We start from the raw sequence: 23,156 nt of genomic DNA, 5'->3' as shown, positions 1-23,156 counted from the left end.
TCGTAAGCTTTGATGAAGTTTATTGTATTAAAATAAAATAAAAAATTAAAGTTAGGATTTTGTATGCAACTAAATGGTTCTGAAATGATTATCCACGCACTCAAAAACGAAGGCGTAAAAGTTGTTTTTGGTTATCCCGGCGGTGCTGCTTTGAATATTTATGATGAAATCTATAAGCAAAACTTTTTTGAACATATCCTAACCCGCCACGAACAAGCTGCAATCCACGCAGCAGATGGCTATGCAAGAGCAAGCGGAGAAGTGGGGGTAGCAATTGTTACAAGCGGACCGGGCTTCACAAATGCTGTTACTGGTATTGCCACTGCTTATATGGATTCTATTCCACTTGTAATTATTAGCGGGCAAGTCCCAACAACTCTTATTGGAACCGATGCTTTTCAAGAAATTGACGCAGTGGGTATTTCTCGTCCCTGTACCAAACATAACTTCCTTGTAAAAAGCATTGAAGAATTACCAAGAATCCTAAAAGAAGCCTTTTATATCGCTAGAAGTGGTCGCCCCGGTCCTGTGCATATTGATTTGCCCAAAGACATTAGTGCCACTATTGGCGAATTTAATTATCCAAATGAAATTAAACTACAAACCTATAAGCCAACTTACAAAGGCAACCCAAGACAAATCAAAAAAGTATCACAAGCCATTTTAGAATCCAAAAAGCCTCTTTTATACATTGGCGGAGGCTGTGTTGCTTCCAAAAGTTCAAATTTAATAAGGGAGTTTTGCGAAATTACCCATATTCCTGTTGTCGAAACGCTAATGGCAAGAGGGATTATGCCATATAATCACCCTGATTTACTTGGAATGGTTGGAATGCATGGAAGCTATGTTGCTAATATGGCAATGAGTGAGACAGACCTCATCATCGCACTTGGTGCAAGATTTGATGATAGAGTAACTGGCAAGCTAAGTGAATTTGCAAAATATGCACAAATTGTTCATATTGATATTGATCCTAGCAGCATTAGCAAGATTGTTGATGTTACCTATCCTATTGTGGGCGATGTAAGCAGTGTTTTAGAAGAGCTTTTGGGGCTTATCAAAAATGATTTTGAAGTCAAAAATATCTTGCCTTGGAGGGAAACATTAGGGCGTTACAACAAACTACACCCCTTGAGTTATGAAGATTCACAAGAGGTTTTAAAACCGCAATGGATTATAAAAAAAGTTGGTGAAATTTTGGGCAATGAAGCCCTTATCTCCACAGATGTAGGACAACACCAAATGTGGGCAGCACAATTTTACCCCTTCAACTTCCCGCGTCAATTCATCACAAGTGGCGGGCTAGGGACAATGGGCTTTGGGCTACCTGCTGCAATGGGGGCAAAAAAAGCTTTCCCTAAAAAAGTTTCTATCAATATCACAGGAGATGGTTCAATTTTGATGAATATTCAAGAATTAATGACTTGTAGCGTCTATAATATTCCTGTTATTAATATTATTTTAAACAACAATTACCTAGGAATGGTGCGTCAATGGCAAACATTCTTTTATGAAAATCGTTATTCCAACACTAATTTAGAGATTCAACCAGATTTTATCAAACTTGCTGAATCCTTTGGCGGCGTTGGCTTTGTGGTAAATACAAAAGACGAATTTGTAGAATCCCTCAATAAAGCCATCAATTCTAATAAATCTGCCTTGCTTGATGTGCGAATTGACCGCTATGAAAATGTATTGCCAATGGTGCCAACAGGCGGTGCATTGTTTAATATGATGCTAGAGTATAAGGAGTAAGCAATGGAGATTAAACGCATAATTACCGTAACAGTTTTAAACGAACATGGGGTTTTGTCTAGGATTAGTGGTCTATTTGCAGGACGCGGATACAATATCGAATCGCTGACCGTTGCACCCATTTTTGATACAAATCTTTCAAGAATCACAATTACCACACAAGGTGATAAAAAGGTTTTAGAACAGATTCTCAAACAACTCCACAAACTCATTCCTGTCCTAAAAGTCTTAGAAGATGAAAGAATTATCGAGCAAGAATCGGTGCTTGTAAAGTTTTCCAACAAAGAATCTTTAAGCGAACTAACCGCTATTTTTGCAAGCTATAATGGAAAAATGCTTGAAGTCAATGAAAAATTTGCGATTTTTATGGCTTGTGATTGCCATACGCGTATCAATGGATTACTTCAAGCAATCCAAACTTATAAACCAAAAGATATTACAAGAAGTGGAATTGCAGCGATTGAAGCAAATTAAGGAGAAAAAATGCTATTAGGAGAAATTGTCGCTTTTTTAAAAGAAAAAGAAGTATTAGAACAAGTCTTAGAATGGAGAGGAAGCTGGGAGAAACATTCTAATCTTTTTGATACTCAAGAGATTTTGCATATCAAGCCACCATTAGAAGCCGATGATTCTTGTATTACTTTCTTAGAAAAGGACAAATATCTATCTGAAATCACACAAAGTAAAGCCAAAATTATCCTCACACGCTCTGTTTATTTGCAGCATATTCCCAAAACTGCTCTTGCATTTATTTGCGAGAATCCCTATCTTGCAATGGCATACCTTACAAAATTTTTTGCAAAACCTCTTTTTAGCTCCAAAACACCTCCAAAAATCGCTACAAACGCCACTATCGCTACAAACGCCACTATCGGCAATGGAAGCGAGATTGAAGAAAATACCATCATTATGGCTGGGGTTGTGATTGGTGAAAATGTCAAAATTGGAAAAAATTGCATTCTTTACCCCAATGTATGTATTTATAATGATTGTGAGATTGGAGAAAATGTAATTATCCACGCAAATAGCGTTATTGGAAGTGATGGATTTGGCTATGCACACACCAAAAATGGGGAACATATCAAAATACACCACAATGGTAAAGTAGTGCTTGAAGATGAAGTAGAAATTGGTTCAAACACTTCCATAGATAGGGCGGTTTTTGGGGAAACAAGAATCAAAAAAGGCACCAAAATTGATAATCTTGTCCAAATTGGGCATAATTGTAACATCGGAGAATATAGCATTATAGTCTCTCAAGCTGGCATCTCTGGCTCTACCACAACAGGACGCAATGTTGTTTTAGGAGGGCAAAGCGGAAGTGCTGGGCATTTACACATTGGAGAATTTACACAAATTGGTGCAAGAGGGGCAATTGCAAAAAGCGTCCCAGCGTATGGAAAATTCTCCGGACATCCTTTATTGCCCATACAAGATTGGTTGAGATTGCAGGCTATTTTTAAGAAAATGCTCAAAAATAAGTAATTTCAGTTACATTTAAGTTCTACTTCAATATACTCCTTTAAGCAAGGCTAAAAACAGCAACCTTAAAAGGAGAAAGCAATGAAAGAGGAAAGAATCTTTAAAACTATCCCTCTAAATGACACAAAAAATGGAACCATTAGTTTTGCAATCATTAAAAATCCCTATGAGGAAGATGGCAATGTTGTTGTCAGTATCGGCATTATGATAGATGATACAAAACCAGAGTGGAAAGTCCATATACCCTTCTCCCAAATCAAAGAAGTAAGGAAGATTCTCAAAAAAGCTCACAAAAAATATAAACCAAGCAAAAAAGGCAAACAATGAAACAAAAAATCAAAAAATTAGCTTATACAATCCCTCTTGATAGTGACTATATCCACGATGCCAATATCGTCGTTGCCAAAATCAATATCCCAAGCAAAAAAGACAAAAAACAAACAGCAATTTCCATCTCACTCAATCTCAATGATGATACAAAAGATATTACTCACCCCGAATGGAAAGTCATCATTCCCAAACGAAAAGTCAAAGAATTGCGTAAAGCCCTAAAAAGAATCTGCAAAGATTGATTTTGCAGATATTAGCTCTTAAAGCTTTCTAGGGCATTTTGGATTCTCTTTATTATTTCCTCTTTCTCCAAGCTAGCAAGCAAAGGGGCGATTCCTACGCCGCCACTCTTTCCAAGCAAAACATAACGCAAAGGCATAAACAAAACCTTTGGTTTAACCCCATGAAAATCCGCAAAAGTTTCTATTTCGCTTTCTGCTTCTTGCGGATTATCTATGGGCTTTTTAAGCGATTGAATATAAATACTAAAATCTTTTAAGAGTTTTATATTTTCTTCACTTGCGACTTTTTGTTTCATCTTTTCATCAAAATTTTGTGGAGCCTCCAAGCACTCTTTTGTAATCATCACAAAATCCACCAAAGTTTTAGAACGTTCTTTGATTTCTGGATAGAGGATTCCTTGCACTCTCTCTTGTGGAATATTCAACCCAAAGTTTTTTTGCAACAAAGCATTTAACGATTCATTGTTCAATTCTTTGAGATAATGGCTATTAAGCCACAAAAGCTTTTCTTGATTGTATGCTGAGGGCGAAGAGTTTAAATTATTTGGATTAAAATACTCTAACATCTCTTGTTTGCTAAAAATCTCTTGATCACCATGACTCCAACCAAGCCTTACAAGGAAATTCAAAAGCGCTTCTGGCAAATAACCCATATCTTTATATTCCATCACACTCATTGCACCATCTCGCTTGCTAAGCTTATGCCCTTGTGGATTAAGAATCATCGGCACATGAAAAAACTTTGGCACTTTAAATCCCAAAGCCTCATAAATAATAATTTGCTTAGGCGTATTGCTCAAATGATCATCTCCCCTAATCACATTTGTAACCCCCATTAACGCATCATCAACCGCTACACAGAAATTGTAAGTTGGCGTTCCATCACTTCTAGCGATGATAAAATCATCAATTTCTTTTGCTGCGATTCTCATCTCGCCCTTAACCCCATCGCTAAAGCAAATCTCGCCACTCAAAGGGGCTTTGATTCGCACAACAGGCTTTACTCCATCAGGCGGCGTCCCCTTAAAGTCCCTATAACGATTATCATAACGCGGAGTTTCCCCTCTTTTGCGTTGTTCTTCACGCAAAGAATCCAACTCTTCTTTGCTCATATAACAATAATACGCCTTTCCCTCATCTAATAATTGCTGAATATATTGCGTATAAAGCGGGAATCTTTGGCTTTGATAAACCACTTCCCCATCATAATCCAAACCAACCCACTCAAAGGCTTGAATAATCGCCTCTTTGGCATCTGTAGAATTTCTTGCCAAATCTGTATCTTCAATCCTCAAAAGAAATTTTCCCCCATTAGCCCTTGCATAAAGATAGTTAAAAAGTGCTGTTCTAAGTCCTCCAATATGCAAATAACCAGTCGGAGAAGGTGCGAATCTCGTGATTATTTCTTCCATTATCCAAAATCTCCAAAACTCAAAAAATTTTGAAAATATTACCAAATTCTTACTTGTAAAATTTATAAGTTTTAAAAAAATCAAGATTCTTTGTTATTTTTGCGAGACTCTTGCATGATTTTTGCAAGACTTAGGGGCATTTTGGGGTTGCCAAATCAAGCCTCAAATCTTTAAATCAAGCTTAGAATCCACATTCAATCAACCCCTTAATCCACTTTGATTCTCTAGTTTTGCAGCTCTTGCCTATATTGCTCCACATCGATAGTTTTGATAACTTTTGCAGGATTTCCTCCCACAATGGTATTACTCGGCACATCTTTGGTAACCACAGCATTGGCCCCTATGATAGAATTTTCTCCTATCCTTACTCCGGGCAAAATAGTCGCTGCCACGCCTATCCACACGCGTTTTTCTATATGTATGGGCTTGCAAATAGTCGTATTGCGGTTAAAAGGATTGATATCGTGATTAATCGTAATGAGATTGACTTTAGGACCGATAAATACCTCATCATCGATATAGATTCCACCTCTATCCATAAAGGTGCAAGCAGAATTGACAAAGACATTTTTGCCAAAATGGATATTACGACCAAAATCCGCATAAAAAGGTGGTAAAAGCCACAAACTAGAATCCACCTCTCTTCCCATAATTTGACTTAAAATCTCACGCACTTGCTCCTCGCTTTTTTCTCCATTATTAAGCTTGGCGATGAGTTTTTGCGTGTGCTTAATCACTTCGATGATAGGTGCGACTTCAGGATCTCTAGAATCCAGTGGCACACCAGCCAAATCTTTCTCAAAAACATTCATAATCCTATCCTTGTTTTAACCAAACACTTTTTGCAAATGCGTTTTATACTCTTGTATGTATTGTTCTACTTGTGGGTTTTTGACCACATCATTGCAAATAAATGTCGGCAAAGCCTGCATACCCAAAAACTCGTGTGCCTTATGCAAATGCAAATACACGACATCTACACCCACACCACCAAAAAACTCATCTTTGTCTGTAAATGCCTCAATGGGTGCATTCCAAGTAAGACTAAACATATATTTCTTATCGTGCAATAAGCCACCTTTGCCATAATTTTTGCTTGGGTTATCGCGATGTCGCCCATCACCAGCACAAAATTTTCCAGCTCCTGCCATAAATACTTTATCTATATATTCTTTTACTATCCAAGGCTCACCCATCCACCAACCAGGCATTTGATAAATCCATACATCAGAATCTAATAACTTTTGCACTTCAGATTCTATATCATAGCCCTTATCTATATGTGTTTCTACGATATTGCACCCAAAAGATTGCAATGTTTCTTTAGCCACTTCTTGCAAAGTCGCAGAAAGCCTACCTCCACTGCTACCAAACTTTTTGCTTCCATTAATCAGCAATATATTTTTCATTTATTTTCCTTTTTATAATCTTTTTTACAACCTTTGTATTGTTTGCTTTGTGGATTAAATCCATCGATATTATTATGCAGCATTTCATCATAAACACCAAGCTTATAATCTAGCGTTTCAAGCACAGATTGTAGCTCCTCAATAGCATCTGTAACAATCTCTTTTTGCCTAGCAATCATTTCTCGTCGCTCTTTTGCTGTACAATCACCCTTGTTTGCAAGCTCTATGTAATATTTAATGGTTGGAATATCCATTTGGGCTTTACGAAACCAATTAATCCATCGCACCCACTCCACATCACGCTCACTAAAATACTTGACTTGATTGTCGTCCTTCTCCACAAATGGAAACAAACCCTTTTTTGCCCAAAATCTAAGTGTATGTGAGGATACACCCGTCTTTTTCTCTACTTCTATAATTGTATATGCCACAAATACCTCCTTATTATCTACTAAGAATCTAAAGCCATAAAGCATACGAAATTATAAAACATTAGAGTTACTCTAAGTCAAGGGTGTGTAAAGAATTAACCCCAAAGAAGCAGAGAATGCAATCTAGTTAGTTAATAATTTAGAAAATAGAAAAATAAAAAGCCCACAAAGTAATTTAAAGTTTTAAAGGTGAAAATAATGGACCACCTAACGCAAAGTCCGAAAGATAGTCAATCAATAAAGTCATTATTGTCAAATTTCTCTATATATTTTTTTGAGACATCTTCTAATTGTGGATTTCTATACCCATAAAAATCAATTTGGTTTAATCTAGCTGCTTCATAATCGTTAATACTATCGCCAATTAAAATGGTTTCACTATTTTTATAATTTTCTTTCAATAAAAGATTTTTTACTAGCTCTATCTTTGGGGTCGGAGAACCATTTACAGAATGAAAATATTGATTGATTTGAAGTTTTTGACACAAAAAATTTAATTCATTATGTTCGCTACCTGAAACAATATGAAAATTATATTTCCTGTAATTTTCTTTAATAAAATTTACACTATCTAAAATAAGATATTTGCTTTTTACAAGCTCTTCTCTCATAATCAGACTAAACTTATCAGCATAAATTTTGATTTCTTCATCACTAATTTCTTGCCCTAAAATTTCATTAAAAAAATAGCTTATCTTGTGAAATCTCGATAAACCACCATTGATAGAATGATATTCTATAAGCTTCTCAACCGCTGCTTTGTCAAAATCTTTAAAAATTTCTCTAAATCCATAATCTCGCACTGCTAGACTATCGAGTATAACACCATCAAAATCCCATAAAATATTTTTAATCATAAAACACCTTAAATATCATATTTACTTCTAGTAATGAATTTAATATTAGCAAATTGCCTAAGCTTCTTCAGGTTATTAGCTATAACACGATTCATATTTAACCTATCTGCAATATCTGTAATATGTTCAGATAAAGTATCAGCATAATTTACACTATTTATATCATACCCATCACATCCTGCTATGAATATATCCTTGCATTTTATATTAATTAATACATTAAGCAACACAACAAGGGTATTATCTCCACAATCATGCGAATCACCTAAATATTTATTATAGTCCAATACTAAATTTGTTATGTTATTAGCAATAATATTAGAGGTTATCATGATTTTTAAATTGGTTTTATCGAGGGTATTAAATCGTTTCTGATTATTAACAAATACAAGATCACTCTTGTAGTTATCTGTATGGAAATTCAACATAATGATAAATGGATTCTCTTCCTTTATGAAGGTTACAATATGCTCCTTATTTTTATCTATACTTACGCCAGGTCCAATAATCAAAACTCTTCTGTTCTGTATCAATGTCTGTAAATATTCAAGAGTATATGTATCATCAAAACTAATGTTTTGACTTGATAGATACAATTGCTGAATTAGTTTTTCATTGTAATTATTTTTTTGATTGTCTGGAATTTTCATTAATATATTATTGATCTGTTCAGCTGTTAATTTTTGTTTGTTTGATAAATATATAGCATAATTAGGATGACAATTGTGTATAGATGCTATATAATAAGGTAGTGTATAACCCCAATCATATATATGTGATAAAGGCTCTATATATTTATCTATGATTTGTAGAATAGGTATCAAATTATATGTTGCATGATAATTTGAATTCAAGTAAAAAAGTATTAATTCCGTACACAGATTGCCTGCTCCACGACCCATGCCCTTGCAAGATGAATCTACTATAATATTACGCTCCGTGCTATAATCAATCAACTCACAGGCATTTGAAAAGGAAAGCTGAAGATTATTATGAGAATGGAAACAAATCTTTATGTTGTTTTTTAATTTCTTGTTAAGTAGCTCAAAAATTTGAAGTAATTGCTTACTAGTCAAAACCCCTAAAGTATCAACAATTGCAAACATATCAAAATTGGTTTTGTTAATAAGATTAACTAACTCAAGCAACTCTTCATTGCTGTAATCATTAATCCCAGTTGGATTAGCAGATACCATATACCCCTTATCTTTAACAAGCTTAATGAATTGGATAGCTTGTGTAATCTCATTTTTTTTGAAAGTTACTCGAATACAATCAATAATCGTTTCTTCTTTTTTGGGTATCTTATCAACATCAAATTTGCCATAAACAATCATAGCAACATAATAGGAATGTTGCTTCTTGCATTGATGTAAAAAATTAAATTCGTCAAAGCAAGAAAAAATTGTTGTTTGATTGGCTTCTTTAGTATTTTTCAAAAAACCAATTTCTATAAATTCCACCTTACTTTGCTCAAGTAATGTGACAATGTCAGCGACACAGTCCTTTGAAAATGAAAAATTATTTACATATCCACCATCTCTCAAAGTACAATCAAGAACTTGAATAGGCATTTTAATATCCTTTATTTATTTTGATAAACAATTTGACTTGAAATAAATTGACCACAAATAATCATTCCTATACTCATAATATAATTTTAAACTCATCTAGTTCTCCTTTTTTAAATTTTTGCTTAATTCTAGTAATTATTGTTTCTAAATCTTTTGGGGTATCAACTGACAGAGAATCGCAAGGCGGTACTTCAATCGATTTAAATTGCTTTGCATAATCATTAAATCTAAGCGAATCTATACCCTCTATTTTTTCCGTTACACCAGGCTTAGTGTCATGATATAGTTTTAACATCTTTTTGTTATAACCTATTACGCCTATATGCTTGTAATAGTTGTATTCTAAACTTTTAAATGGATACGGTATGGGAGACCTTGACATGTATAATGTATTATAATTGTTATCAAACACAACCTTTATATTTGATGGGTCTATTACTTCTATGGGATTTGATATTTTAGTAACCAAACCTACACCAAATTCAATATCAGATGGGATATCTCTAAGTACAACAGCATCTATCCAATTTGGATCCATCAGTGGTTCATCACCATTAATTTGTATATAGTAGTCAAATTCTTGACTAGTACTTACCTCATAAAGTCTATTTGCTGCTGTTTGATGAGTAGTTTGTGTCATTATCCAAGGAATTTTGTATTGATCACAGACATCAGTAATTCTCTTATCATCTGTGGCTACAACAAGATCTGTGAGTTTTTTAGCCTTTTTAGCTTGTCGATATACCCACCATATCATGGGCTTACCTAAAATATCAGCCAAAGGCTTTCCTGGAAACCTTGTAGAACCATATCTAGCAGGAATTACACCCAAAATTTTCACGATGCAACCCCATAGTTTACATATCCTATGGAGTGGTGAGCTATATAGCGAGAGGCTAAACATCTATTTCGCCCCCCCCCCCCCATTCATAAGAATATCTTCATCTAGCCATGCCAAAGCAGCCAAATAGTCATATTTTGTATCTATATCTATGGAAGCTTTCTGATTTACTTCAAATCTATAAGCTTTTGGTCCATAATTATAATGCCATTTTTTAGCTAATTCTATTGGTGCAAACATAATTCCATTGGTAAAAAAATCTAAAGCTGGAAGATCTTGAGAGTTTTGATGCCCTAAACCTAATTTATAATTTATTGGACCATTTTCATCCAGCATATAGTGTTTAAATTTATAAATCGCAATTAAAGAATCATGTCCATTACCTAATGCTCTTAAATACTCTTGCTTTGCTTTTACCATCAAATATTCATCTAAAAAGGGCGAAGTTGCACAAGTCCAAATCAAATGCCCATCTGGAATCAATTTTGTAATATAATCCACAAAATCACTAAATGGTCGACTTTCATCCGCCAAATCTTTTGGTCTCAATATGGCTTCCACATCCATATTTCTAGCCATTTGCAACATTTCTTCACTATCAGAACTCACAATAATTCTGTCTGCTATTTTTGAAGTTTTAACTTGTCTGATTTTCCTTGTAAGCAGATTCTCATTACCAAAAGGCTTTATATTTTTTCCTGGGAGTCTTGAGCTACCAGCTTTCACTGGAATAACTGCTGTAAATTTCATATTTTATCCTTTCTTTAAATTTTTTTACTTGCCATTTAATTTATAAAAATGAAGCATCATTTTAACATAACTTACCTTAATAATATTATTTCATTATATCTCATCCTAAGAATATACAAAAAATATACAAATGAGATTTCTCTAAGCTTATATTATGATTAGACATATTATACTTACAAATTCAAAGCCTAGTTGTAGCTAGGACTTAATTTTAGGAGTAGATTATGAAAAATGTGATTGTGTTTGGCGCAGGAAGCACAGGAAGAACTCTAGTAGCCGAAATGGTTGTCGGGGGGGGGGGGGATATTAATATAGATTCTCTCTTTTTTGTGGATAATGATGAAAGAAAGTGGGGCAAGGATCTGCAAATCACGATCGGTAATGAAACTTTGCATTTTCCTATAAAATCACCAAAAGAAATTTTAAAAACAGAGTTTGATGAAATTATTCTAGCCACAATGGTCGGTTATGAGGATAATTTAAAACAACTCGAAGATTATAAGATTCCAAAGCACAAAATAGAACATATTCATCTTTGGAAGAAGCTGATTCCGCGTATTCAGTTTCTGGAAAGTTTTGCAAAAGAATGTAAGATAAAAAATCTAGATGGCAATGTTGCGGAACTCGGCGTTTTTCAAGGAGAATTTGCCAAAAAAATTAATGAGTTTTTTCCCAATAGAACTCTTTATTTATTTGATACTTTTGAAGGCTTTGATGAAAGAGATCTCAAGAGTGAAACAAATGATGTAAAAGAGAATGGCATTGGACATTTAAATGATACTTCAATAGAGATAGTTATGAATAAAATGCTTTATCCTAAAAATGTAGTCATTAAAAAGGGGTGGTTCCCAGAAAGTGCAGCGGGATTAGATAATGAAAAATTTTGTTTTGTAAATCTAGATCCAGATTTATATGAACCTATTCTAGCAGGTTTGCAGTTTTTTTATCCCAAGATGGTAAAAGGGGGAGTGATTTTGATTCACGACTATTTTAATAAGGGTTATCCTGGAGTTAGACAAGCAGTAAGCGAGTTTTGTGAGAAATATAATCTCAATTCTTTTCCTATTGGAGATGATATTAGTATAGCAATACAGAAAGCATAGAATAAACATTTAAAATCAAATGGCATTTATTAAACATGTTTTAAAAATACTAGAATACAATGAATGCACATTGAGAGTTTATTGGTGTTTAGTGGGGGGTCTGATTTTGAGCTTATGCCTTTCCTTGGAATCCAAATTGTCTCTGGTCAAAATTACGCTTTTATCTGTAGAAGAAAATCTGTCACTTTACACCCAATAAGCACTTATTCTCTTGTTATATGCTATAAAGACTTAGGGGGAAATTGTGAAATCACCAAAATTAAAGATGTTGTAAAAGATTCAAAATGTCCTCTTGGTGGCATCGTTTGCACAAAAGATTCTGAAGCTTTCATTACGCAATTAGACAGCATTGAAGCAAATCATATTTTACAAGCATTCAATAAAGCCCTTTGTAATGTTATAGGAGTAAAGTATAGCCCTATACTTTATATAGCTTACTCCATTTCTAGAGGAATAAACTATCACATTATAGCACGCTCAACCATAAGCGACAAAGATCAAACAATTGGCTGCAAGCATATTGTAATCAATTATTTCATGGAAACAGCTTCTATTGTTAGTATAGAGGAATTATAAAAGCCAAAATTCTAATTTAGATTCTAACTTAATTAAGATGGCGGGAATTACGATCTGCCACCTTAATTTTACACTAGCTGATTCTTAAAACCCCTCACTTCCTCTCCCCCTTCAACTTCCTAACTTCAAACCATAGTTTAACATATCCACCCTTATACCAAGTTTTATCAGCTTTTATAAAAGCTTCACCTAGTTTATAAGCAAGACATTCTTTTTCTTTTAAAGATTCTTTATAATCAGGATAAGATTCTAAATTAGGGAGTTTTAGATTAGGATTCTTTTTAATAGTTTCTTGGTATTGTTGTTGTTCTTGTTTGTGTTTATCTTTGATATAAGATAAAACATAAGGCATTCTAATATATCCTAGTAAAGATTTAGAATTCTCTATCATAGCTTGTCCTAGTTTATAGGAGAGATGATTGTGGATTCTATCTTTAGCAGTAGTAAGAGTATTAAGATAAGCAAGTTTTCCTTTAAAGTTAGAAGTATTTTGAATTAAATGAGAAGTATTTGGATTAGATTCTAGAATCTTATTTGCAGATTCTAATTGTTTTTTAGTAAAATCCAATTGATTCTTAGTTTGAATTAATTCTTGTTTCTTTATTTCTAATTCTTGTAAAACATTAGATTCGTATCCTAATTCTTTTTCAAGTTGTTTGGTGTGTAATTGTTTATTGATTAAATCTTGTTCTAGATTCTTTATCTCTAAAGTTTGTTTTTTAATGGGGAGAGAGGAGAGTTCTTTAACTTTAGAATCAAGTTGTTGTTTAGTGGAATCTAGTTGATTCTTAGTTTGGGTTAGCTCTTGATTCTTTGAAGCTAATTCTTGATTCTTAGTTTGGATGATTTGATCTTTTTGTTGGAGTTGGGTTGCTAGTTTATCGACAAATTCTACATTCTCCAAAGGTATTTTAACCTCAAATTGTTTTTCTAGCTCATATTGTTTAGCTATCAATTCTACAGGAGGAACTTCTAAACGATGCATTTTGAGATTTTTAACCTTAAGCTTATTATCTCTGCTAAGCTCTTCTAAAACTTCTGCGGCAAGATTGTAAATATGCTGATAGGGAATGTGATAGTCCCAAACAAGAAATGATTTTCTATTAGCCTGAACTACCAACTTTTCATCAACTGCTCTTTGATATGCATTGTTAGCAAGACTTTTAGAAAAATTAATATAAAAACTAGCCAATTCCCCATAAAAAACTACACCTGGCTTTTTATGAAACTGGAATGGCACAAGGGCAGTGGTTCCACTATCGCTAATAGCAATATCACAATCGTTGCAATAGCAAATTTTGGTTCTATAATCATATCCCGATAGAGATTTGAAAACTACAAATTTTTCTTCATTTGCGAGACTACTTGCTGAATCTTGTGAGTCTTCAAAGGCAAAAATTATATTTTTATCACATTCTTCTAAAAATAACTTTCTTGTAGCATCAACGACCTTATTAAAAAGAACCTTATTCTCTGGGAAGTCTTGTCTCTCTCCATCATAAGCTGTCATGCCATCTACATAAACTTTTATTTTTTTAAAATATTTATTAAAGTGCTTTAGCATATTTGCAGCTCCATCAATCTGTTCTAGCCAAGCCCTTCTCTCTCCTGGAAGCCCTAACCATATGGTTAAATCACAACCAGTACCAAAATTACACTCACAACTTTGCATTTCGATGGAATCTTTTGCCACAAATTCATTTAGCACAGCATCTCCCAATGATCCTGGCGCAATCGTTGGTTGGATATAAACTCTATTTTCATTTTTGGCGGTACAGCTTTGGCGCAAAAAGCTAGGAATAAAAAAACAAAATCTTTCTACCAAAATATGCTTGCCACAAAGCTCCATTCTAATTAGATGTTTTAGTAGCATGTAAAAAAAGTGCGCAGGCCTAGCATTTTGCAAACTAACTCCAAATTCCACATCTCTATAGCTTAAATGATTACATTCAATTTTAGAAAAATGCCTTGATGCTGTTCCCAATATAGAAAGGTTGTATCCTTCAACATCTTCAAAAACACAATATGCACCATTTTTGCAAATTAACAGATTTATACTCCTAAAACATTGAACAAATATCCAAGGATGTTTATTGTCTTCATCAATCATAAAAACGCAATTTACAACATTACCATCATAACAATTATATACAGCCTTCGTTATGATATCATTATAAAATGGATGCTTTAGCGCTAAACTGTAACTCTTAAATTTTTCATTCCAAAAATTTACTAACTCATTTATATTATTTTCCTTTTGCCACTTAGCTATATTAGCAACTTCACAATCATATTTTGTATAATCATACTCTTGCACAGGAAAATTATTTTTCCAATCTTTTAGCTTTTCTATAAATTCTTGAATTTCTTTGCTCATCTTCTTCCTTTCTCTCTCCTCCACTCTTTATAAATCTTATTCACTCTAAATACAAAAGTAAGCGGATGTTTTATAAGTAAATTACCCAATCTATAAGAAAGATAGTTTTTTATTTTTATAGCTTCACGATAATCGCTATAGCAAGATAAAGGTAAAGATTTTAAGGTTGGATTTGGATTTGAATCTAATATAAGCTGATATATCCAATTTGATATTTTATGCTTTATGGTAATAAATATCAAAGCAAAAGGCAATATTAATGCTTTAAGTTTATTTGCTTTTACGCTTAATATTTCTTGTCCTAGTTTAAAAGATAGGTGGGATTTTACTTTTTCTACTGCTCCTTGTGGAGTAAAGTTAATATGGTCTTGAATGGCATTTAAAGAGCCTTGAGTTGCATTTATAGCATTTTGTGCGATATTTAAAGTTCCTTGAAATGCATTTATGGTGCTTTGGGCTATGTTCTTAAATAGCATTTCTTCATAAAATGGGGTTTCCCTAGCATACTGCCACCAAAGGTGTGCTTTGGGTAAGTGAGGAGAATTCCAGGGTTTAAAGTAGTCATTATAATGGATAATATAAGGATCATTTATCATTTTTAAGATATCTTTTATAAACTCTTTTGGAGATAGATTTAAAAAATCAGGATATCTTATAGGTAGATTCCATGTAAAATTCCACCTAGAATCAAGAAAGCTTATGTCTCCCTCAAAAGCACTATTAATCACATCTTGATCAACAATAGGGGGATTTTCCAAGTATTTTAATGTATCTAAACATTTTTGTGTAAAATTATTTGTAAGACATTTTTTAATATTATAAATCAACACTCCAGATTGAATATAATTGCGAATATCTTTAAAAGGCTTTTTTGTATTAATAAAACTAATATAATATGGATCCATATTATTCAAAACAACTAAAATACCAACAAATTCTTTACAAGCTGCAATAGAGGCAGTAAAATCAAAGAAATACAAGTCTTTTAAATCTCTTAATACCAACATATCACAATCCAAGTAGATAATTTTTTCATACTTTTTAAAGATACCAGGAATAAAAAATCTATAATAATTAGATTCTTTAAAATGCGAAACGGTATGAAAATGAACTTGCTTTTTTGCTCGGTAAATATAGGGGCTGATATTAACAAATCTCACAGATATATTCACATCTTGAATAAATCTTTTTATCTTATCCATACTAGCTTGATTTAAAGAATCATACAATACGCAAATATCATAATTATAATCTTTGCTTGAATGTTTTTTAATAGAGTATAAAATCACTATAAGATAAGACAAATAATTATCATCACAAGAAAAAATAATGGGTATGTTATTTTCTGCAAAAGTGGGCATTATTTCCGGAAGCAACTCACAATTTTTTATATATATTACATCCAATTCTTTTAGCAAACATTTTTTGCTTTTAAGGTAAGTGAAAAATATACCACTCAGCCATTCCCCAAGATATCCAAACACCCTTTGTTCTATCGAATTATATTTGCTTATATCAATTAATTTTTGACTTTCAAAAAGAACGCCAAATACAAATGAGCAATATTCAAAAAAATCTTCCCTTGACATCACAAACATATTGCAAAAATATGACACTTTCCCATTATTATATTCCTTAGAGGCACCAGAATATTTATAAAATTTTTCATCAACTATTTTTAAGCAAGTATCATAATCCGCAATCTTTAAAAAATCTCCCACATGTTTATAGTGCAAATAAGGGTTTACATTTTGTGCTCTAAAAATCACTCCATCATATCTCAAAAGAATATTGATGATATTTGTATTATTTAAATACATATTCTTATCATGGTCATCAATATAGTTTAACTCTGGAATATTAAATTCTCTGCTTATTGGCAATTTTACCGAATCACCACAAAAATCAAAAATTCTCCTATAGTGCATAAAGCCTACATAGTCTGGATTTCCTAATTTATCGTAATTCTTCCAAGCCCAATATATTCCTGTCAATTCGCAAAAATATCTATTAAGATGAGAAATATTATCCCCTGTATCATCGCCTATCATATTTTCGCACATCCATTCAAAATCTTCTTTAGACATTTCTCCATCCTTAGAAGCCTCTGTGGCTAGAGCTCTTCCTAAATGAATGGGGGTTAAAATATCATCTTTTAGCAAGACTGCGGGCTTATGATACCCCACTAGAATTTTAATTTTTGGATTTTCTTCTTTTTTTATTTCTTTCATTTTCTCTCCTTCCATTCCCTATAAACTCTACTCACCCTAAATATAAAAGTAAGCGGATGTTTTATAAGTAAATTACCCAATCTATAAGAAAGATAGTTTTTTATTTTTATAGCTTCACGATAATCGCTATAGCAAGATAAAGGTAAAGATTTTAAGGTTGGATTTGGATTTGAATCTAATATAAGCTGATATATCCAATTTGATATTTTATGCTTTATGGTAATAAATATCAAAGCAAAAGGCAATATTAATGCTTTAAGTTTATTTGCTTTTACGCTTAATATTTCTTGTCCTAGTTTAAAAGATAGGTGGGATTTTACTTTTTCTACTGCTCCTTGTGGAGTAAAGTTAATATGGTCTTGAATGGCATTTAAAGAGCCTTGAGTTGCATTTATAGCATTTTGTGCGATATTTAAAGTTCCTTGAAATGCATTTATGGTGCTTTGGGCTATGTTCTTAAATAGCATTTCTTCATAAAATGGGGTTTCCCTAGCATACTGCCACCAAAGGTGGGCGTTATAGCTCAACAGATCCTGCCAGGGCTTGATAGAACCTGAGTAATGTAAAAATTTAGCATTATCCAAAGACTCTAAATATTGTTCTAAGATATCTTTGGGGAAATTATCTAGATTTGCCGTATTAAATACCATAATATGATTTTCAACATTCCAAGACAAATCAATATAACAAATCTTTTCTTCTACTACCTTATTTAAAATATCTTGATCTGGATATATTGGCGTTTTTATCTCTTCTAGTTTTGTTATACATTTTTCTAATAAATTAAATTCTGAACACTTTTGTATATTAAAAATAAGAAAGCCTGATTGAAAATATTTTTTCGTATCTTTAAGTTGCAAATCTTTTTTTAAATAATCAATAAACTTTTGAGACCATTCATCATTTTGCAAAAAATGTGTTCTTTGAATTTCTACATCCAAAACAGCACCTAGCAAATTGTCTCCCAAATCTATCTTATAACATACAGCTACATCTTCTAAAAAAATAGCATCGCAATCTGCATATATAACCCTGTCATATTGTTTAAATAAATGCTGAATAAAAAATCTATAATATGTAGCAACTGTAAAATGCTGCGTCACATAGAATAAAGAGCCATCCATTTGTTTCATAATATCAGAAACATCAACAAAGCGGACGCTAAAATTATTGTTGTTGGAATAATGCGAAATAATGGTATCTTTTTTATAATCTTCTAAATCGCTACAGAGTATCACTATATCATAATTATTTATTAAAGATGAATTTTTCTTTAATGATTCTAATGTCACACACAAATAGTTTATATAATTTTCATCTACACTAAAAACGACAGCAATTTTATCATCAAACAGCGGCTCTACACATTTACGATAACTATCTATTGTAATTTTATTATTCACTTCACACACCTCCTAATCCAAATTTCAAAGCCCTATCCACTGTCTTATCCATATCATAATATTTATAATCTCCCAATCTTCCTAGAAAATACACATTTTCTAGTTTGCTAGCTTCTTGCAGATACTTCTCATATAATTGCTGATTTTTATCATTGGGTATAGGATAGTATCTTTCATTTTTGCCTTCTTTAAAATCACAGGGATACTCATAAGATAGTATCGTTTTATCTGATTTTTCATCAAGATAGTATTTATACTCGACACTTCTTGTAAAATCAAAATTATTTGGATAGTTCATTTGTGCACAAGACTGCATATATTCTTTATCATAAGTTTCAAACACTATATCCAAGCTTCTATAAGGTAACTTGCCAAATTTATAGTCAAAAAACTCATCTATAGCACCTGTGTAAAAAAGCTTCTCATAAAAAATATTTTCTTTTATATCTTCAAAATCTGTTTTTAATCTTACCTCTATCAAAGGATGATCCAAAATACTTTCTATCATTTTTGTATAACCATCTCTTGGCAAAGCCTGATAAGCATCTTGAAAATACCTGTCATCCCTGCTTATATAGATAGGCACTCTAGCGCTAACGCTTACATCTATTTCTTCTGGTTTTACTCCCCATTGCTTGATTGTGTAACCCAAAAATACTTTCTTATATATATAATCAGCTAAAAATTGCAAATCTTTATCATTTGATTCTCTTAACTCCAAAATGGTAGTTTTAGTGTCAAATCCATACTTTTCTATAAGCTTCCTTTCTAAAGTTAGTGCCATTTCTTTTGAGAAAACCTTGTATAAGCTATCTAAATTAAAGGGTATATTAACTTCTTTCCCATCTATATAAGCTTTTACCTTATAAAAAAATATATGCCATTTAGTAAATCGACTTAAAAAATCCCATACTTCTTTTATGCTTGTGTGAAAAACATGGGGTCCATACTTATGGATGGTTATATTTGCCTCTTTATAATCATAAATATTCCCACCTATATGATCTCTTCTATCTACAATCAAGACTTTTTCATTTTTTTCTTCAGCTATTCGTCTAGCTAAGACTGCACCACTTAATCCGCATCCGACTATTAAACTCTGAATCTTGTCCATTAAAATTTCCTATTTATCTCCCATTCCCAAGCTGATTTTATAATATCTTTTGTATTTTTGTATTTGATCTCCCATCCTAAAACTTCTTTTGCTTTTTTGTTATCAGCAAATAGCTTTGCAGGATCGCCTTCTCTTCTAGATGTATATTCTATGGGGCATTTTTTACCACTTAGTTCTTCAGCTGCCTTGATAATCTCTTTTACACTAGTGCCCATACCTGTTCCTAGATTAATGCAACCGCTAAATTGATGTAGATTTTCTAAAGCCAAACGATGAGCACTTGCCAAATCTTCTACATGGATATAATCTCTGATGCAAGTTCCATCTTTAGTATCATAATCATCTCCAAAAACCTTTATAACAGGAATTTCCCCTCTTATAGCTTTTAAAACCAATGGTATCAAATGTGTTTCAGGATCATGACTCTCACCTATATCCTCCATCGCTCCAGCGGCATTAAAATATCTTAGGGATATATGCCTTAAGCCATAAGCAATTTCATAATCCTTAAAAATCTGCTCCACCATAAGCTTAGTTCTACCATAAGCATTGATAGGATTTTGGGGATGTTTTTCATCTATAGGTGTATATTGTGGCTCCCCATAAGTTGCGCAAGTGCTTGAAAAAACAATAGCTCTTACATCATATTCCAACATAGTATTGAGTAAATTTAAAGTTCCTATAACATTATTTTGATAATACTTTTGAGGTTTAATAACACTCTCACCCACATAAGCAAAAGCGGCAAAATGAATAACTGCGTCTATTTTTTCACTAGAAAACACTTCTTTTAATGAATACAAATCTAGTAAATCAGCATGTATAAATTTAGCTCTTTTGTCGATAGCTTCTTTATGTCCATAGATGAGATTATCCATAACCATACAATCATACCCATGATCCAAAAGATGCTTAGTTGCACAAGAACCTATATAACCAGCTCCACCAACTACCAAAATATTTTTCATCTTCCTATGCCTTCATATCTATAACCAAAACTTAAAACTTTTTGCTTGTCTAATAAATTTCTACAATCAAAAATTTTCTTCTCTTTCATAATAGCTGCTAATTTTTCTAGATCAATATCTTTGAATTCGCTCCATTCGGTTAATATCACAAGCAAATTTGCATCCCTACAAGCTTCATATATATTATGACAATATGTAATTTTATCTTGTAAAATACTTTTTGCAAGCTCCATAGCTTTAGGATCATAGGCTTGTATGCGAGTATGCTGTTCTAATAGCTTAAATATTATATCAATAGCAGGGGATTCTCTACAATCATCTGTGCCATCTTTAAAAGCTAAACCTAAAATCGCTATTTTAGAATTTTTTACATCTTCAATTAAATTTAGAATTCTATGAGCTATTTCTTCTTTTCTTTTTTCATTACCATGTATAGCCGCATTAATCAAACTTAAATCCACATCGTTTTGTTTTCCCATGAAAGCCATAGCCTGAGTATCTTTTGGGAAACATGATCCACCATAACCTGGTCCAGGATTCAAAAATCTGCTGCCTATTCTCTCATCAAATCCCATTCCTTTAGCTACTTCCAAAATATCTGCCCCAGCTTTTTCACAAAAATTTGCCATTTCATTAATATAGTGAATTTTAATAGCCAAAAAAGCATTAGAAGCGTATTTAATTATCTCTGAAGATCTTCTACTAACAAAAAGCAATTTGCTTTTGTGTTTAAAAGGCTCATAAAGTTTTTCAATAATCTCTCTTGCTTGCTCTGAATTTGTCCCCACCACAATACGATCAGGATTAAAAAAGTCATACACAGCAAAACCCTCTCTTAAAAACTCCGGCAAAGATACAACATCAAATTTTGCCTTAGGATTTTTTTTGCTAATTAAACTCTCTATATCATCTCCTGTGCCTACTGGAACAGTTGATTTAGTAGCCACTACTGTATAATCCTGTAAATAATCGGCTAATTCTGTTGCAGCCGCATGGATATATTTCATATCAGCTTCTTTTGTTACAGGATGAGGGGGAGTTCCAACAGCTATGATAACTATATCAGCACTTTCAATGCCTTCTTGCATAGAAGTGCTAAACCGCAAATTTCCATTCTTGGTATTTTTTAAAAATAATTCTTCTAAGCCATCTTCATATATAGTTAATTTGCCATTTTTCAATGCTTCTATTTTAGATGCTTCTCTATCAATGCAAATCACTTTATTTCCTAATTCTGCTAACCCAACCCCTGTTGGCAAACCTACATATCCAGTTCCTATAATAGCTATATTCATAACATACTATCCTTTAAATCGATCGATATTTTTTTTAAAATATTCTATAGTCTTATCTAAACCTTCATCTAAATTTATCTTTGGCTCCCAATTAAATTTGTCTTTTGCTAAAGTTATATCAGGACGCCTTTGAGTGGGATCATCTAATGGAAGATCTTTGTGAATGATTTTTGATTTAGAATTTGTTTTTTCTATAATTTTCTGCGCCAATTCTCTTATCGTAAATTCACCAGGATTCCCAGTATTTATTGGACCTTGAAAATCTCTTGAAGAATTCATGACCTTTATAATAATATCAATCAAATCATCCACATAGCAAAAAGATCTTGTCTGCGAGCCATCTCCATAGATAGTAATATCTTTTCCACTTAAGGCTTGGCATATAAAATTGCTCACAACCCTACCATCATTTGGATCCATATTAGGACCATAGGTATTAAAAATTCTTATCACTTTTATATCAACATTTTCATGCCTATGATAATCAAAAAATAGACTCTCAGCACATCTCTTACCCTCATCATAGCAAGCTCTAATGCCTATAGGATTAACATTACCTCTATAGTCTTCATTTTGTGGGTGAACAAGTGGATCTCCATAAATCTCAGAAGTGGAAGCTTGCAAAATAGTTGCTTTATGCTCTTTTGCAAGCTCGAGCATATTGATTGCACCATATACACTTGTTTTTGTTGTCTTTATGGCATGATTTCCTTGATATGCAGGAGGTGAAGCCGGGCAAGCAAGATTATATATTTGATCAAGTTTTTGTGTAAGCTTCAATGGCTCACAAATATCATGCTTTATAAAAGTAAAATTTGGATGGGATAATAAATGATTGATATTTTCCATTCTGCCTGTATAGTTATTATCTACGCAAATAATTTTGTTACCTTCATCGAGTAATCTTGCACATAAATTCGAACCTAAAAAACCACTTCCACCGGTAATTAATATTGTTTTCATTAAAACCTCTAAAATAAAAAAGATGGTTTGACATTATCGCGTT

The 23,156-nt window shown here is 32.7% G+C and carries 22 protein-coding genes; 7 read left to right on the top strand and 15 right to left on the bottom strand.

The annotated features are described in order from the left end of the window. The first annotated feature begins 63 nt into the window (after positions 1-63). The 5 genes from JJQ98_RS01125 (at position 64) to JJQ98_RS01105 (ending at position 3,809) form a co-directional block, all read left to right on the top strand. Positions 64-1,755 carry an acetolactate synthase large subunit gene (locus tag JJQ98_RS01125; protein WP_151105240.1) on the top strand — a complete coding sequence of 564 codons (1,692 nt, stop codon included), beginning with the start codon at positions 64-66 and terminating at the stop codon, positions 1,753-1,755. Positions 1,756-1,758: 3 nt separating this feature from the next. Continuing rightward, positions 1,759-2,229, top strand: a complete 471-nt coding sequence (gene ilvN / locus JJQ98_RS01120) for an acetolactate synthase small subunit (protein WP_005021430.1) — start codon at positions 1,759-1,761, stop codon at positions 2,227-2,229. A 9-nt stretch (positions 2,230-2,238) separates the two neighbouring features. Next, a complete protein-coding gene (gene lpxD, locus JJQ98_RS01115) occupies positions 2,239-3,240 on the top strand; it encodes a UDP-3-O-(3-hydroxymyristoyl)glucosamine N-acyltransferase (RefSeq protein WP_065831192.1) in 1,002 nt (333 codons plus the stop codon). Positions 3,241-3,318: 78 nt separating this feature from the next. Beyond that, the gene (locus JJQ98_RS01110; protein ID WP_054195130.1) at positions 3,319-3,564 is read left to right on the top strand and encodes a hypothetical protein; all 246 of its coding nucleotides are present in this window, start codon (positions 3,319-3,321) and stop codon (positions 3,562-3,564) included. Then, the gene (locus JJQ98_RS01105) at positions 3,561-3,809 is read left to right on the top strand and encodes a hypothetical protein (protein ID WP_151105239.1); all 249 of its coding nucleotides are present in this window, start codon (positions 3,561-3,563) and stop codon (positions 3,807-3,809) included. The genes JJQ98_RS01110 and JJQ98_RS01105 overlap by 4 nt, the downstream gene beginning before the upstream one ends. An 11-nt stretch (positions 3,810-3,820) precedes the next feature. On the opposite strand, the gene gltX is transcribed toward JJQ98_RS01105, so the two are convergent. From gltX to JJQ98_RS01065, 8 genes are all read right to left on the bottom strand, one after another. Then, positions 3,821-5,221, bottom strand: coding sequence for a glutamate--tRNA ligase (gene gltX / locus JJQ98_RS01100; protein WP_151105238.1), 1,401 nt, complete (start codon positions 5,219-5,221; stop codon positions 3,821-3,823). 224 nt (positions 5,222-5,445) lie between these two features. Further along, on the bottom strand, positions 5,446-6,033 hold the full coding sequence (locus JJQ98_RS01095) for a sugar O-acetyltransferase (protein WP_151105237.1): 588 nt from the start codon (positions 6,031-6,033) through the stop codon (positions 5,446-5,448). Between the two features lie 15 nt (positions 6,034-6,048). Beyond that, complete coding sequence (locus tag JJQ98_RS01090) at positions 6,049-6,630, bottom strand: NAD(P)H-dependent oxidoreductase (RefSeq protein ID WP_151105236.1); 582 nt, start codon at positions 6,628-6,630, stop codon at positions 6,049-6,051. Next, complete coding sequence (locus JJQ98_RS01085; RefSeq protein ID WP_065828173.1) at positions 6,627-7,061, bottom strand: MerR family transcriptional regulator; 435 nt, start codon at positions 7,059-7,061, stop codon at positions 6,627-6,629. Before JJQ98_RS01085 ends, JJQ98_RS01090 begins: the two co-directional genes overlap by 4 nt. 230 nt (positions 7,062-7,291) lie before the next feature. Next, positions 7,292-7,918 (bottom strand): HAD family hydrolase, encoded by a 627-nt coding sequence (locus JJQ98_RS01080; protein WP_151105235.1) that lies wholly within the window; start codon positions 7,916-7,918, stop codon positions 7,292-7,294. Positions 7,919-7,926: 8 nt separating this feature from the next. Next, positions 7,927-9,492 carry an aldolase catalytic domain-containing protein gene (locus tag JJQ98_RS01075; protein ID WP_151105234.1) on the bottom strand — a complete coding sequence of 522 codons (1,566 nt, stop codon included), beginning with the start codon at positions 9,490-9,492 and terminating at the stop codon, positions 7,927-7,929. 73 nt (positions 9,493-9,565) lie between these two features. Beyond that, complete coding sequence (locus JJQ98_RS01070; protein ID WP_151105261.1) at positions 9,566-10,333, bottom strand: 3-deoxy-manno-octulosonate cytidylyltransferase; 768 nt, start codon at positions 10,331-10,333, stop codon at positions 9,566-9,568. 63 nt (positions 10,334-10,396) lie between these two features. Then, on the bottom strand, positions 10,397-11,083 hold the full coding sequence (locus JJQ98_RS01065) for an acylneuraminate cytidylyltransferase family protein (protein WP_151105336.1): 687 nt from the start codon (positions 11,081-11,083) through the stop codon (positions 10,397-10,399). A gap of 224 nt (positions 11,084-11,307) precedes the next feature. Between JJQ98_RS01065 and JJQ98_RS01060 the strand changes: the two genes are divergently transcribed. Together JJQ98_RS01060 and JJQ98_RS01055 are read left to right on the top strand one after the other, a co-directional pair. Continuing rightward, positions 11,308-12,186 (top strand): TylF/MycF/NovP-related O-methyltransferase, encoded by an 879-nt coding sequence (locus JJQ98_RS01060; protein WP_210670764.1) that lies wholly within the window; start codon positions 11,308-11,310, stop codon positions 12,184-12,186. A gap of 63 nt (positions 12,187-12,249) precedes the next feature. Beyond that, positions 12,250-12,762, top strand: coding sequence for a hypothetical protein (locus JJQ98_RS01055; protein WP_151105334.1), 513 nt, complete (start codon positions 12,250-12,252; stop codon positions 12,760-12,762). A gap of 94 nt (positions 12,763-12,856) precedes the next feature. Here the strand turns inward: JJQ98_RS01055 and JJQ98_RS08785 are convergent, their stop codons facing one another. From JJQ98_RS08785 to JJQ98_RS01020, 7 genes are read right to left on the bottom strand one after another with little or no spacing between them, the layout of a single operon-like run. After that, positions 12,857-15,139, bottom strand: a complete 2,283-nt coding sequence (locus JJQ98_RS08785; RefSeq protein WP_247596639.1) for a hypothetical protein — start codon at positions 15,137-15,139, stop codon at positions 12,857-12,859. Continuing rightward, positions 15,136-17,370 carry a DUF4422 domain-containing protein gene (locus JJQ98_RS01045; RefSeq protein WP_210670763.1) on the bottom strand — a complete coding sequence of 745 codons (2,235 nt, stop codon included), beginning with the start codon at positions 17,368-17,370 and terminating at the stop codon, positions 15,136-15,138. Before JJQ98_RS01045 ends, JJQ98_RS08785 begins: the two co-directional genes overlap by 4 nt. Next, positions 17,367-18,773: a glycosyltransferase gene (locus JJQ98_RS01040; RefSeq protein ID WP_170252214.1), complete on the bottom strand. Its 1,407-nt coding sequence runs from the start codon at positions 18,771-18,773 to the stop codon at positions 17,367-17,369. The genes JJQ98_RS01045 and JJQ98_RS01040 overlap by 4 nt, the downstream gene beginning before the upstream one ends. Before the next feature lies 1 nt (position 18,774). Further along, the gene (gene glf, locus JJQ98_RS01035; RefSeq protein ID WP_151105014.1) at positions 18,775-19,887 is read right to left on the bottom strand and encodes a UDP-galactopyranose mutase; all 1,113 of its coding nucleotides are present in this window, start codon (positions 19,885-19,887) and stop codon (positions 18,775-18,777) included. Further along, positions 19,887-20,855, bottom strand: a complete 969-nt coding sequence (galE, locus tag JJQ98_RS01030) for a UDP-glucose 4-epimerase GalE (RefSeq protein WP_065828039.1) — start codon at positions 20,853-20,855, stop codon at positions 19,887-19,889. The genes glf and galE overlap by 1 nt, the downstream gene beginning before the upstream one ends. Next, positions 20,852-22,150, bottom strand: a complete 1,299-nt coding sequence (locus JJQ98_RS01025; RefSeq protein ID WP_151105013.1) for a UDP-glucose dehydrogenase family protein — start codon at positions 22,148-22,150, stop codon at positions 20,852-20,854. Before JJQ98_RS01025 ends, galE begins: the two co-directional genes overlap by 4 nt. A gap of 6 nt (positions 22,151-22,156) precedes the next feature. Then, positions 22,157-23,113, bottom strand: a complete 957-nt coding sequence (locus tag JJQ98_RS01020) for a UDP-glucuronic acid decarboxylase family protein (protein ID WP_151105012.1) — start codon at positions 23,111-23,113, stop codon at positions 22,157-22,159. Positions 23,114-23,156: the final 43 nt, after the last annotated feature.

This window comes from Helicobacter pullorum NCTC 12824 (genome assembly GCF_017979475.1).
In the GTDB taxonomy this organism is placed as follows: domain Bacteria; phylum Campylobacterota; class Campylobacteria; order Campylobacterales; family Helicobacteraceae; genus Helicobacter_D; species Helicobacter_D pullorum.
This window is presented reverse-complemented; position numbering and strand designations above follow the sequence as displayed.